Source organism: Pedobacter africanus, from assembly GCF_900176535.1.
GTDB classification, from domain to species: domain Bacteria; phylum Bacteroidota; class Bacteroidia; order Sphingobacteriales; family Sphingobacteriaceae; genus Pedobacter; species Pedobacter africanus.
Window position 1 is genome coordinate 203,574 of the sequence record NZ_FWXT01000001.1, and the last position, 14,364, is coordinate 217,937.

9 protein-coding genes are annotated in these 14,364 nt (G+C 46.6%); all 9 read right to left on the minus strand.

Translation table 11 applies throughout. The annotated features are described in order from the left end of the window. Positions 1-2: 2 nt before the first annotated feature. The 9 genes from B9A91_RS00705 to B9A91_RS00745 all read right to left on the minus strand — a co-directional run bounded on the left by B9A91_RS00705 (position 3) and on the right by B9A91_RS00745 (position 14,350). On the minus strand, positions 3-572 hold the full coding sequence (locus tag B9A91_RS00705; protein ID WP_084236443.1) for a sigma-70 family RNA polymerase sigma factor: 570 nt from the start codon (positions 570-572) through the stop codon (positions 3-5). 173 nt (positions 573-745) lie between these two features. Beyond that, positions 746-2,911, minus strand: coding sequence for an alpha-L-rhamnosidase-related protein (locus B9A91_RS00710; RefSeq protein WP_084236445.1), 2,166 nt, complete (start codon positions 2,909-2,911; stop codon positions 746-748). An 11-nt stretch (positions 2,912-2,922) separates the two neighbouring features. After that, positions 2,923-4,512, minus strand: a complete 1,590-nt coding sequence (locus B9A91_RS00715; RefSeq protein WP_084236447.1) for a sodium:solute symporter family transporter — start codon at positions 4,510-4,512, stop codon at positions 2,923-2,925. Then, positions 4,497-5,576: a Gfo/Idh/MocA family protein gene (locus tag B9A91_RS00720; RefSeq protein WP_084236450.1), complete on the minus strand. Its 1,080-nt coding sequence runs from the start codon at positions 5,574-5,576 to the stop codon at positions 4,497-4,499. Before B9A91_RS00720 ends, B9A91_RS00715 begins: the two co-directional genes overlap by 16 nt. Before the next feature lie 9 nt (positions 5,577-5,585). Then, entirely contained in the window at positions 5,586-8,126 is a 2,541-nt protein-coding gene (locus B9A91_RS00725) for an L-rhamnose mutarotase (protein WP_084236452.1), read from the minus strand. 7 nt (positions 8,127-8,133) lie between these two features. Then, positions 8,134-9,039, minus strand: coding sequence for a sugar phosphate isomerase/epimerase family protein (locus B9A91_RS00730; RefSeq protein ID WP_084236454.1), 906 nt, complete (start codon positions 9,037-9,039; stop codon positions 8,134-8,136). After that, the gene (locus B9A91_RS00735) at positions 9,036-10,373 is read right to left on the minus strand and encodes an acetylxylan esterase (RefSeq protein ID WP_235012346.1); all 1,338 of its coding nucleotides are present in this window, start codon (positions 10,371-10,373) and stop codon (positions 9,036-9,038) included. Before B9A91_RS00735 ends, B9A91_RS00730 begins: the two co-directional genes overlap by 4 nt. Positions 10,374-10,440: 67 nt before the next feature. Beyond that, positions 10,441-11,574 carry a sialidase family protein gene (locus B9A91_RS00740; RefSeq protein ID WP_200815592.1) on the minus strand — a complete coding sequence of 378 codons (1,134 nt, stop codon included), beginning with the start codon at positions 11,572-11,574 and terminating at the stop codon, positions 10,441-10,443. Positions 11,575-11,581: 7 nt separating this feature from the next. Continuing rightward, positions 11,582-14,350, minus strand: a complete 2,769-nt coding sequence (locus B9A91_RS00745; RefSeq protein ID WP_084236461.1) for an alpha-L-rhamnosidase — start codon at positions 14,348-14,350, stop codon at positions 11,582-11,584. Positions 14,351-14,364 lie beyond the last annotated feature (14 nt).

Sequence of the window (14,364 nt, forward strand, 5' to 3'; positions counted from 1 at the left end):
ACCTAAGGCAAAATAAGAAAAAATAAAGAAGTTGTCCAAAACCCGAAGTTTTTCAATAATTTTTTAATTATCGCCGAGGAATTATTGATGTGATTTTCTACCGTACTTTTAGATATACCCAGTTCCTGCGCAATTTCTTTGTTGGAATAACCCTCAATCCTACTCATTTTAAACACTTTAGCTCTTTTTTCCGGAAGACTATCCAGAATTTCATTCAGAACCTTTGTAAGATCGGAGAATGAAGGCTCAAAAACCTGATGGCGGCTTCCTAGCAAATCGTTATGTTTCTTTGCTACTATACTTCTCTGAACTTTATTGTACAAGTCATTTTTGGCAATGGTAATGATGTAATTCTTTAAAGGCACATTGGGATCAAGTTTTTCCCTGTTTTCCCAAACTTTAAGAAATGTCTGTTGCACAGTATCATTGACGTCCTCTGAATCTACTTTTAATTTCAGCATAAAAGACTGCAAAACCGGAGCATACATTTCGAAAAGTTTTACAAAAGCACTTTCATCCCCGTTGTTTAAACTGGTTATTAAATGCTTTTCGTTGATCAGGCCTTTAGACATTGTCCCCCTTTGAAACTAATTTAATAAAATATCCCCTTAATAAAACCCTACTTAAATCGCCTTAAATTACTCGACTAAATTAATAGATTAAATTCAAATATTTAAATATTTGTCCAACTTAGCATTTAAATTTTAAAAGTTTAACAAAATATAGATAGAAAGATTTTTTTCAATTACTTCTGATAGTTTACTTTATAAGCTATCCCCTTCTGCAGCTTGAGTTCATAAGTCCTTTTACCAACCTCAACTGCTGCCCCACCTTTAACAACAGGCTTGACGGTACTCTTAAACCTCAGTACACCCGATCCTCCATCAGATTTGACCCTGATCTCCTGCTTACTACAGTACAGCGAAATTTCTCCCCCAGGTGTAGGTACCTTGCCTTCCATCCATTCCAGTCCACCCAGTGCCGGCTCTACGAGGTAAGTTTCATAGCCCGCAGTAAGTGGTTTTATGCCCAGATAATACTTACCCAACAGGTAAATAGGACTGGCGCCCCAGGCATGGCACAGACTTTTACCAAAAGGCCTGCCATACATAGACAGGTGTTCTGCCCCCTTCTTATCAGGATTGTATTCCTCCCAGAAGGAAGTAGCACCCAGATCCAGCATACCGCCCCAGTAATCTTTCATCTGCTTCAATACATACGACTGTTCGCCCATGGCACAAAGGGCTTCCAGTTCATAAAAACGCATATACGGTGTAGTGATCTTATTGATCTTATCGTTCATCAGTACATGCTGCTTTACACCCTGTTTTTGCTGAGGCGTAAAATAATCGAAAAATATACCAAACATATTGGCATAGCGCGTTACATTATCCGTTGGCTGTCCGTTAATTCTGCTGTGCACCAGCGCTTGCTTACTTTCATTCCAGTACAATTTAAAGAGCTTGTCCTTCAATTCAGCAGCCAGCTTTTTATACGTTGCAGCAGCTTCGGTATCATTGGCCATAGCTGCACAAAGCGCCATGGTTTCCAGGCTACGGCAAAACAACAGCTGCTCAAAGCTCACTTCTCCATCCTTGCTCAGCTTATCGGCCCAGTCTATAAAGATCCAGTCGCCAGGCATCCATTCCAGCAAGCCGTCCTTATTTCTTCTGTTCAGCACATAATCCATCAGACTTTTCATTCTGGGGTAGACGTCCTGTACAAATTTCCGGTCGCCGCTGTACTGGTAATAATCATAAATACCCAGGAACCAGTAAAAGGAATAATCCATAATGGTATTGATGTGTGCGGTTACCGGATCTTTGCCCCGCTGGGCCAGCAGGGTTCGTTTTACAATTGGCGATTCATTGAAGGAGTAATAATTCATCAGGTAGCTCTGGTAGGCGTCTCCCGACCATACCCAGCGGTCGCGCTTAATCCCATCAATAAAAAACTCACGGGTGTTTAAATGAAAGGTATACCTGGCGACATCGTATATTTTGTTGACCTGCTCGTCTGAGCATCGGAAATTTCCTTTTTCCAGGACCGGAGCATATTCATACAGCATGCTGACCTTATCCAGCGTTACATTGCCCTCGGGCTGGCAGTTTACATAGCGAAAGGCCTTTGACAAACCAATCACAGAGTCTGTTTTTCCTTTCAGGTCTATTTCCAGCAGGTCCAGTGTTTCGCAATGACCTGCCGATAAAGCTTCTTCCCTTGATTCACCGTAATAAATATGAAGCCTGCCCTTGCCTTTTAAACCATGCAGCTTGATAAAACCAAAGGTTTCCCTGCCAAAATCGGCAACAAGGCCTTTGTCCAAGGGTTCGGTTTTTGCCGCTTCCAAGGGCTTCGTAGACAGTTTAAACTGTGACGGCAATTGCAAAGGGTCGGTTAAATTCCATGAACCTGCAGACACATAAGTAGTGCCCGACTTGTCGGAGGCCTTTCCACTGGCATCTATCCATTCCTTATCCTCAAACGTGGCCAGCCAGGTACCATCAGAAACAATGTTTTTCCCTTTTACGTATATAGCCGGTACCTTATCCTGTCCATACACCTTCAAACTCAGTTTATGCTTACCTGCAGGCACGGTAATTTTTGTTGGGTAGCCCGGGAAGGCCTGCCCGTCTACCTTTACGTTATACTGCCCCTCTACATACAGGCTCACTTCTTCGGCACTGGCCAGATTGAACTCCTTATGAAACTCTACCAGCACATAATGGCTGTCCATTTTCCAGAATGGCGGTAAAAAAGCGCCTCTTTCTGTTCTGCGGTTTTGCATTTTATTGGATACCCAGATGTCCAGATCGCCCGGATACCAGATCCAGGAAGCCTGTTGCGCCTGTGCCTTCATACCAAATAATAGTGCGATGAAGATGGCTGATTTTGTAAAAGATAATTTCATAAATGATAAAATTAATGTCCGTTAAAGAAAAGGTACAATGCAATCATTACTACCGCAAGGGCAATCCACGAAACCCATACGCGTTTTGTGGGTTTTTCAATTGTACTTTTATCCAGTTCATTGATGGTATATACAGTAGGGTTTCTGTCGGTCAGTGAGATCAGTACCGCAATGAGCAGCAAGCCCACGAAGATGATAAAGGAAAGAATGAGATAATGCGGCCAGAAGGGATATTTATCCGGAGGAAGTACCCATAGATAGGCTGCCCCTGTACCCAAACTTAAAGCAGAGCCTGCAGAGAGGGTAAAGTTTACCGCCTTGCGCGTAGTGCTTTTCCAGAAAACCGTAAGCAGGAAAACTACGGACAAAGGAGGCGCAATAAAGCCGAGTACCGACTGAAATACGTCGAACAGGTTTAAGCCCTTGATGTTGTCAATGGCCAGCACCATCATAACTGCAAAAACACAGCCCGCAATAACCGAAAGCCTGCCCACCCTGATGATCTGCTTATTGCTGGCCTGTGGATTGATGTTCTTTACATACACATCCATGGTAAAAACGGTACTCAGAGAATTCAGGGAAGAACCAATGGTGCCTACCAGTACAGCAATCAGTACCACGATAACCAGGCCGTTCATTCCCGGAGGAAACAGATTGGTAACCATGGTCATATAGGCTTCATTCGGATCTTTTAATCCCGGAAAGAGTACAAAACACAATACGCCGGTGATGATGAACAGCGGAAGCGAAAGGATCTTGAGCCAGCCGATAAAGCTGACACCCAATTGCCCTTGTTCAAGGTTTTTAGCACCCAGCACAGATTGCACCATAGCCTGGTCTGTACAAAAGAAAGCTACCGCAGCCACAGGATAACCCAGTAAAATGGCGTACCAGGGGTACTTCGGATCGCTTGCCGGCTGGATCAGGTTCCAGTAATGACCAGGGGTTTTACTGTACAGTGCCTCAATACCTCCAACTTTATACAATCCCAATAGGGTAAGCGCGAGTGACACGGCAATCAAAAGGATCATCTGGAACACATTCACCCGGGCAATGGCCTTTAATCCACCAAAAAAAGTAAAAAGCCCGGCAAAGGCAACGAGTACTATGACCGACTGCCACATCGGGATGCCCAGGATCTGCCTGACTAAAAAGCCCCCTGCAAACAAGCCAAGCGACAACCAGGAAATCAGGATCTTGATCAGCGCATACCAGGCCAGGATATTCTGGGTGGAGTTGCCATAACGCTTACCCATAAATTCGGGCATCGTACTGACTTTGGCAGCGAGGTATTTAGGTGCAAAAACGATGGCCAGCAAAAACAGGAACACAAAGGCGTACCAATCGAAATTTACCGCCACAATACCTGTGCTGTAGCCTATGCTGGCAAAAGCCAGCAGCATAGATGGCCCGACGTTGGTACCCCACATGTTAAAGCCTATGCTGGCCCAGCCCAGCGATTTACTGGCCAGGAAGAGTGTTTCCCCTTCGCTGTTTTTTTTGGAGAAACTGGCCCTGTAACCGATCACCATCAGGATGATCAGGTAGGCAATTACAATAAAGTAATCCAGACTGGTCAGACGTTCTACAATATTTCCCATGACAAGCCGTATTCGTCTAATATGTCGTTTATTTTAACGGGCAGCCCCGTTTGCAGCGACCTGTCCATGGCCTGCAGTAAAGCAATAGTACCTAAGCCTTCCTTGAGGTCAGGATAGGCAACTGTATTATGTTCAATGCTTTCCGCAAAATATTCCAGGTAATTCTGGTACTCACCTGCATGGTGGCTTTGCCCCTCAAAACGGAAGAAATGTTTCAGTTTGGCGTCTCCCCAGGTGATCAACTGCTCTTCACCGGTATTTGTGGTTACTGCATAGCGCAGCTCGTGGTAATCGGCCTGACTGGCACCTTCTGTACCTCTTAGCACGCAGCTCATTTCGCTTTCACGATAGGCTGGCTGGATGGGCCCTGTATAGGAACCGCTTACCCGCGCTACCCTGCCATCCCTTGCTTTAAAAATGAAATGCATGGTATCCTCGTTCTTTAGACCTGCTTTCCGGCCATTGGCACTGATCATTCCATAACCCATCACTTCGGCTATCTGCGGCAGGTACCAGCGGATAAAATCAACAGGATGGCTTAAGCCACCATACAGCCATTTAAAGGATGGCTCCAGCGCCCATTTCTTTTCCAGGAACCAACGGTGGTCTGCGTTATAATGGCATTCTACTGTCATCAGTTCGCCTATAATGCCGGCATCATAATCCGTACGCTGCCTTTTATAGGGCTCAAAAAAACGGGAACTCTGACCTACAAATACCCTTTTCCCGCTTTTGGCAGAAACCTCCAGCAATTCCTGCGCCCTGCCCAGATCATCAATAAAAGGTTTGGTACAAACCACATGCTTTCCATGCAACAATGCCTGTTTAACATGATCTGCGTGCAAATGATCGGGCGTATAGATGGCAATGATGTCTATTGAAACATCATTCAGCATAACGTCGTAACTCGTGGTATAATGCGGAAAATCAAATTCCTTTGCCCGCTGCCTGCATACTTCCTCATTCGCATCGCACACCATAACCAGTTCAAGTTTATCACTTGCCAGTGCTGCCGACATCGTGCTTCTGCCTTCTCCCAGGCCTAATATTCCTAATTTCAACATATCAATTTTCTAGTTATTCTTATCAAAAAACACCCAGACTTCTCCGGGTTTTGTTCCGGGAATCCCCTCCTGGTATTTCTTCATCAGCCCGTTCCATTCATCCACCCTGGGATTGTTCAATGTAGTACGGGGGTTTAATTCGTCCAGACTGGCCCCTTTCGGGATGCTGATGATCAGCATCAGCTGCCTGTCCAACTTAAATATGCGCAGTTGCTGAAAGTCTGCATTGCAAAAACCACTGGCCACTTCCGGCCATTTTTCAAACTGTGTAGCATGGTACCGCAGATACTCTTTTTGCAGGCTTTTGTTTTTAACCAGGTTAGTGCTCAAAATAATGTTGTCCCACTCCTTTACCGGTTCCCTGCCGCAGTGTACCTTAGTCTCAAATTTGTAAACCAGATCCTGGTACAGCCGCACTTCTGCCCCTGCTATCCTTTGCCTGAACTGGTTCATCAGCGGTTCAGGATTGGCGATAGTTGCATACACCAGCAGGCGGTTTTTCCAGCTGTAAATGGCCGATGCCGGCACGCCTTTTTCCCGGCATATTTCAGCTACAAGATCTTTAAACTGTGCAGTACCTACAAGCAGTATCAGCTCTATGACAATCTCATTTCCATTCCCGGATTCAACACTGTTTACCGGTTGATCAAATAATTTTAAATTTCTGTATTTCAACAAATAAGTATAATTATCCTGAATACCAGCTTTAAGTTTAACAGTATCGGATACTTTAGGTCCGTTACCGATCCAGACATTTCCCGGCCCGTTGGCATTCTGCAGATATTTCTCTGCGGGGGTCCAGTTGTTCCTTACCGTAAAATGAGCCGAGCCTTCATCGGTATACAGGTAAAACCAGTGCTCCGGATCGTGTGGATAGGGGGCTTTGTAAATGCTGTCAATGTAATTGTCGCAGATCACTGAACCTGGCTGTGCAGAAAGGGTATAAATGCCGGATACGTCGTAGAGATATTTACCGTAATGGTGGATCTTATTGGCCCGGATGGTGTTGTTGCGCATGGCATTGGCAGTGGGTGTCCAGCCCCAACCCATGCTGATGCCTGAATAGGCTACGTTGCTGATCTCGTTATTTGCAATATTGATTCCCCTTACAAAACCTGCGCCTATACCAACACATCCCCAATCCTCGTTGGTCACATCGGTAACCAGGTTATTTGTAATGCTTTCATTGGTACAGATTTCCCTTTCATCTTTTGGGTTGTAAGGCAGGTGCACCTCAGTTGCTTCATCAGAAAAGGTGCCCACCAGGATGCCGCTACCTCCGATATCCCTGAACAGGTTACCGTTCACCTTATTGTTGTATGTACCGCGTTTATAATCCAGCCCTGTAGAGGCATGATGTTCAAAACTACATCCCTCAAATCCCGTATGATGCGCATAACTCACTTCTACTGCGGCTGCAGGGCGACCTACCCAGGCCTGGTTTTCCAAAGTCTTTTTACCGGGTGTGCCCGGAATCTTCAGTTTATAGGCATCCAGCATGTACATTCCAGCCTGATGCGGTACATGACCAAAACGCGAGGGCCTGAGCCAACCTGCGTGCTGGAAAGATATACCCTCAAAAAATACATAGCTTACCGAATGATCTATTGTACCTTCCATTTTCACCAGGGTCTCCAGGTAGGGTACAACCGCCTCAGCCTGCTGCATGTTTTCGCCTTGCCGCGGCCAGTAATAGAGTTTACCTTTCTGCCGGTCTGCATACCATTCACCCGGTTCATCCAGAAACTGTATGGCATTGCTAAGATAAAAAGGGGAATTGCCGGTTTTGGCAGAGATCCAGGGCGCAGGCCAGGGATGTTCCGACTGTACACGGCTTTCCGGTTCCATAAAGCTCAGCTCTGCTTCCCTTCCTTGTATTTTTACAGACTTTATGCGCAAATTGGCAATGGCCCACCATTGCTGGATCACCATCTCCATTCCGCTTACATTGCCCAGATCTTTTCCATTCGGCAAAGGAATCCTGCAGGTTTTTGCGGGAAAATTCCAGCTTAAAATGCGCTCCATTTCGCCGTGGTTACGGTCTCTTGCTTTTATGGCCTTTTTACCGTCAATCCAAAGTTGCCTGAATTCTAAATTATTGTCATCCAGATCAGCTATATCAATCATCCAAAGTTTCACTTTAACTTCATTCTGGACGCCAGGCAACGCATGCTGTACTTTTTCCCATCCTTTCAATGGCTTTCCTCCGCTCAACACGGCTACTGCACCTGCAGGTTTAATGATGCGTGTGGGACTATCGGCCGTACCCGAATCTTCAGGGCGGATGACTACTGGTTCTGCCAGTCTGTAAATTCCGTTTTCCATAATGATACGGATTCCGCTTTTAACGGCAGGGTCGTTTAAACGCCTCAGCTCACGTACTTTACGCAGGGCGTGATTTAGTGTAGCCAGTGGCCTGTCTTTTGTACCTTCATTGTCATCTCTCCCGATCGGGGAGACATAGATATCCACAGCATACAGGTTTGTACTTCCCATCAGCAGCAAAGCCATCAATGCAGGCATGAAAACCCGGATCTTCATTTTTCTCATGGATATCCTATTGAAAAACAGACTTCACGTATTTTGTATTTGCAGTAAAATTCCACTTCACATTCCTGGGGTCTTTGGCATCCCTGGAACGTTCAACCACCAGCCAGCCCCGCCAGCCCATGTCGTCCAGGGTTTTCCGTATGGCTTTCAGGTCTATTTTCGGATCATTCTCCAGCCATACCCCATCGTCGTTGGTACAATGGATCTGTATAATGTTCTTTTTACCCAGTATGCGAAGTTCTGTGCTCACATCGCGGCCATTTTTGATGGCGTTGGAAAAGTTAAAATAACTTTTGATAGCTCCTGAGCCTATGTCTTTTAACAGCTGGAGCTCAGCCTTGGCATCTAGTGCGGTTTCAATACCAATCACCACGCCTGCGGCCTCAGCCATTTTTCCGGCTACTTTTAAACGTTCTACCAGGGCTGGTCTTAACCCGGGATTTTTAACCAGGTCGCCCTGAACCCCAAGCGGAAGGAAAGCTACCTTTACTTTCATCGCCTTCATCGTAGCAATACAATCACCGATCATCTGCTGATAGGTAGGTCTGGTAGCCAGCGATTGAGCATAAAAGCCGGTCATGGCCAGTGAACAGACCTTCAGCCCGAGTTCCTTTGCTTTATCCATAAATTGCTGCCTTAGCATAGGGTCGGCCAGTTTATTGTCAAAAGTATCCCTGGTCCCTAACCCACCCATATCCAGTTCCAGCCCATCCGCACCAATCTGTTTACTCAGCTCAAAGGCACCCAGTTTCTGGCGTTTCAAAAGCATTAAATCTATTACGGCAACCTTATAACGTGGCTTTTTACCATTTACCCCGGCAATAAGTGCCGTATAGGGCCCGCTAAGCACCAGTCCCCCTGCAAGCAGGGCCATTTTCCCTATAAAATCACGTCTGTTCTCTGCTTTACTCATTTTGATATACTTGCTTTAAATACCTTTTCCAGTTGTTCAAACCCCTTTATTGCATTAGCGGGCAGGCGCTCGCCCTTATCGCCAAATACGTACATCGCAGGTTCTTTCTCTATGCTGCATTTACTTTCATCATAGTTACCCTGGTTATCTTTTACTGCCTTTCCGTTCAGCTTAAAATGTTCGATCAGAAAGTCGTACAGTGCCCTGCGCTTTGAAGGGCCAAAGTCGTGTCCTTCTTCGGGCAGGTGTACGTTCTGTACCTGGCTTTGCGCAGCATAATAAGCATAGATTTTTTTCAGAAAAGGCAGGTCATGATCGGGTACACTTGCGGTCCAGTCTTTCCCGTCTGATACCACAAGCTGAGGCTTAGGCGCAGCCATAGCCGCCAGTTCCACATTGTTTGTACTGCCGGCACAAAGGTGTATAGGCATGCCACTTTCACAAGGACAACCACCATAAAATGAAGAAGATAAAGAGACTACCGGAATACTTAGTTTAATTCTGTCATCCATGGCTGCCAAAAGCACCGTATGACTTCCACCTCCGGAACCGCCGCTGATCCCTACCCTATCCGGGTCTGTTTCTCTGAGCGATAGCACATAGTCCAGTATTCTGATACCGCCCAAGGTCTGTATACTTTGAGCCAGGCTGCGCCTATGGTCTTCGGCCTTGAACTGCAGCAATGATTCACCCCAGGCAAACAGGTCGTAACTAATGGCCATTGCACCCATCCTGGCGATCATGGCACAACGGATCTGGCAATCGGCCCGGTAACGTTGCTGTCCCCAATGACCATCCGGACTCAATACCACCGGTACCTTACCTCGCATGTGCAAAGGTTTATATAAAGACCCGTTCACATAAAGGCCCGGCAATATTTCAATCGCAATGTTTTCTACCGTATACCCCTCCATCATTCTTTTTGGTGTAAGGATAGGTTTTGCAACAGGCTTTGCAGGCATGGGCGACAATTGCTGTGCTGCATATAGGCAGGGCCTGATCAGTGCCTTACGCTGTTCCCAGCTCGATTTGTCTTGGTACAGGGTCGACAAATAATTGAGCATTTCCTGTCCTTCCTGTACCTGCCAGCGGTAATATTCGTATTCCTTCAGTTTATAAAGCCCCTCCTTTTCCCTGTTCGCCTTCATATCCAGGGGAGCCAGCACACTGGCAAGGGTTTCTTCCACACCCGGCCGAAACCGCCACAGCGCATAATTGACCCAGCGATCTGCTACCTGATTGTCATTATATTTTATTTTTACTTTAAAACGGCTTTCTATTTCCGCTAAAACAGTTTTAAGCGGTAGGCGGTATAATGAATCAGAATTTTGCATTTGAGCGCTTACAGGGCTTAAAAACAGCAAAACTCCAAAAAGCAAAAATAAAGTAAGGTGTTTCATCTCAGGGCTCCTCATTTTTAGTTTCGGTAATCACCGGTGCAGTATAGCCTTTTACGCTTGGCCATATGCCATTCACTATCTTTTTAAGCTTCAATCTGGCGGGGTCAACCACCACATGTTTGATCTTTTCCCTCCTCCAGGTATAAATGAAGTGCAGCATTCCATCTGAAGTCTGGATTACGGCAGGATAGGAATACTGACTGATGGGCGAATCTTCAAGAATCAGCGCCGCATACCATGTCTTCCCATCTTTAGATAACGCTACATTTAGCGGGGTACGCGGTCCTTTGGCCAGGTTTCCCGGAGGCAGCACATGGTTGTATACCAGCACATGTCTGCCGTCTTTCATGGTCACCGCATCGGTACCGGAATTGTTGTTTGGCAAGCTGGTTTTGGCCAGGGGCGACCAGGTTTCTCCGTTGTTGTCCGACCAGGATTCTACCAACGCCCTATTCCGACTCCTGGCCAGAATTTGTAATTTCCCCTGCCCGTGATCGAGAATACTTGGCTGTATGGCATCCAGTCCGCCCCCCGCAACAGGACCAACGGTTCGCCAGCTTTTGCCATTATCTTTAGTCACCTCAAAGTGAACCTTCCAGCCATCGCCTTCTTTGCTTGAAGGGCAAAACAGATTTCCGTTGTTCAGGAGCACCGGTTTGTTTTTAACAGGCCCTATATACCCTTCAGGAAGTTTTGTAGCTTCCGACCAGGTAATGCCCCCGTCTTTGGAACTGCGCATCATACCCCACCATTCTGAAGGTTTTGGGCCAATTTTATAGAACAGCAGCAAATCGCCTCCCGGCACCTGGTACAATACCGGATTCCAGGTAGGCAGCCTCTGTTGATCACTTTGAATACCGTTGGCCACCGAAACTGGCGCAAGCCAGGTTCCGTTCTGCTGGCGACTGACATAGATCTCCACATCAGGATGGCGCTCCCTGGTGCCGCCAAAATAAGCAGCAACCAGCCCCGTCGGGGTTTCGGCAATGGTAGCGGAATGGCAGGAAGGAAAAGGTGCTTTATCATACAGAAACTCGTCTGTAACAATTCCCGAACGCCATTTTTGCGATTGCGCCTTTAACCCTGTTCCGGTCAGGCAAATCAATAGTGTCAATATATATATTCCTCTGTTCATCTTCATATTATAGTTCAGTTGTAAATGAATAATCCCCTGAGCCCAATTCAAATACAGCCCGGTTGCCTTCCATTTGTATAAATTTCAATTCTTTTGCTTTCCTTGCACTGCGGCCGCTTTCTGTTACATGCTCTGCAGATTTCGTGGGAATACTGATCCTGGCGGTGGTATTGGCCGGGATGCTGATCTCCCATTTAAAGCTGGTTGACGACCTGGACCAGCTGCTGCTGATCATTCCGTAAACAGAACGGTAAGTTGCATTTACACTATCCAGTCCTTTCATCATTTCGGGCCTCATCACAATTTCTTTAAAGCCAGGTGCAGCCGCCTTGATGCCCGCCAGGTTTTCATAGTACCAGATCAGCAGGTCACCCAGCATCATCACATGGTTCTGGGAGTTCATCTTTGGCGCGGCGGTATCTCCGTTCCACAGTTCCCATATGGCTGTAGCTCCGTTTTCAATCATATAGCCCCAGGAAGGATAGGTCTTCTGCGTAGCGATCCGGTAAGCGAGATCGGCCCTGCCTATGCTGGTAAGCGTACGCATCAGGAAATTTGTTCCGATCACACCTGTGCTGAGGTGGCCATTATTTTTCTCTTCAATGATGCGGGCAATTTCCCGGGCTACTTTGGTTTTATTTACTTCTTCCACCAGACCAAAATACACCGGCAGCAGGTTGTCGGTTAAGGTATTGCCGCCATAATAGCCCTGGTCATTGTAAAATTTTCTGTTGAAATCCTTTCTCAGCTTTATAGCCAGGTCAGCATACAAGGTACTGTCCTGTTCGTTACCGGTAAGCCCGCTATAGGTAGTCATCATCTTAATCAGCTGGTAATAATAGGCAGTAGCAATCAATGCACTAGGATGCTTCTGATCCGCATTTACACCTTTACCTGCTTCTGCGGTAAGGGGTGGTGCACACCAGTCGCCATAACTGTCTTTACTAATAATGCCCTCTTCGTTCATGTACCTGGTCTGCATATAGCTTAGCCACTTTTTTGCAGCGGGATAGTTTTTCTGCAATACAGCAAGATCGCCGGTTTGCCGGTACAACATATCTGCGACAAAAAGCAAGGTTCCGGGCCAGCTTACGTTATCGCTATAATAACGCCAGAACGCAGGGGCCACATCAGGTATGGCCCCATCTTCTTTTTGTGCATAGCGGATGTCACCAAGCCATTTTTTATACAATGCGGTATTGTCGAACAAAAAGCTTTCTCCATAGGCGCTTATGGTCCTGTCACCCAGCCAGGGCTGGCGTTCATTGCGTTGAGGGCAGTCGACCGGCATTCCCTTATAATTGGAAGCAATGCCCCACCAAGCGTTTTTAAAGATCTGGTTCAACAAGGCATTTGAAGATTCAAAACTGCCTGTGGTCTGCATGTCGTCAAACACCAGGCAGCCGGTAAAATCACTTTTCTTCGGCGTACCGGGATGACCGCTCAGTTCTGCGTAACGAAAACCCTGATAAGTAAACCTCGGTGCCCAGGTTTCCATGCCCTCGCCTTTAAGGATATAAGTGTCGGTGGCCCTGGCATCGCGCAGGTTAGTTCTGAACAGCTCTCCGCTGGCCTGCAGCGATTCTGCAAAGCGTAATGAAACCACCGTTCCCCGCGGTCCTTTTACATTAAACCTTACCCAGCCGGCAAAGTTCTGCCCAAAATCCAGGATATATTTTCCACCAGGCCGCTTAACAATAGTTAGGGGCGCAATGGTCTTCACTACTTTTACAGGCTCGTTAAGCTGCGCTTCATAGGTACCACCAGGTTCCTGTACATATGCTGCTTTCAGCCATTTGCTTTCTTCATAACCGGGCTCGCTCCAGCCTTTAAACTCTTTGCGGGCATCGTAAAGTTCACCATCATATTCATTATTGGCCATTATAGGCCCATCAGCAGTACCTTTCCAGCTGTCGTCTGTTTTTATAACAGTAGTACTGCCGTCGGTGTATCTAATCACCAGCTGCATCAGCAATTTGGGAAATCCAAAGGTTTTTACTTTATAAGGCTTGGCCTGGCGCATAGCGAAAAAGCGCCCATTGCCCAATATCACGCCAATCGCATGTTTACCCTGCTTCAACTGTGTGGTGACATCCAGCGTATTATATTTGATATTTTTGGTATAATCGGTAGGCGCAGGTGCCAGCACCTGTTCGCCTATTTTTTTGCCATCAATGTACAGTTCGTAAAGGCCCATACCCATAATATAAGCAGTGGCAGAAGCAACCGGCCTGGTAGCTGTAAATTCCTTCCTGAAATACCGGGCCGATAAGCGCCCTTCACTTTCCTTGTCATTTGCAAAAAAACGGTCAAAGCCTATCCACCTTCCTTCCCAGTCTTTATAATGAAGCAGCCCCATCGACCATGATGCAGGCTTGCTCCATACACTATCCCCTTTATTGGTCCAGACTTTAACCGTCCAGTAATATTTGTTTTTACTTTTTAATGCACTGCCTTTGTAGATAATGTGAATTGAGGCCGATGAGCTTAGCTTTCCTGAATTCCAGACATCTGCCTTGCCCTCTGTCAGGAGATCAGGTGCAGAAGCCACCAATACCTGGTAGGCGGTCTGCTGAATGTTGCGCTCCCTATAGTCTCCACGCGCTCCGCCTGCTCCGGAACTGAGCTCCCAGCTCAATGCCGGATTGGGCATGTCTATACCCTGTGGATTTTGCAGCAGCTCACAGCGCAGGTTGTGCAAAGACACCTGCGCAAAGACGGCAGTACAGCTGATCATGAGCAGGACAAGTAACAATATATTTATTTTAAGTTTCATTATTTCAAGCTCTT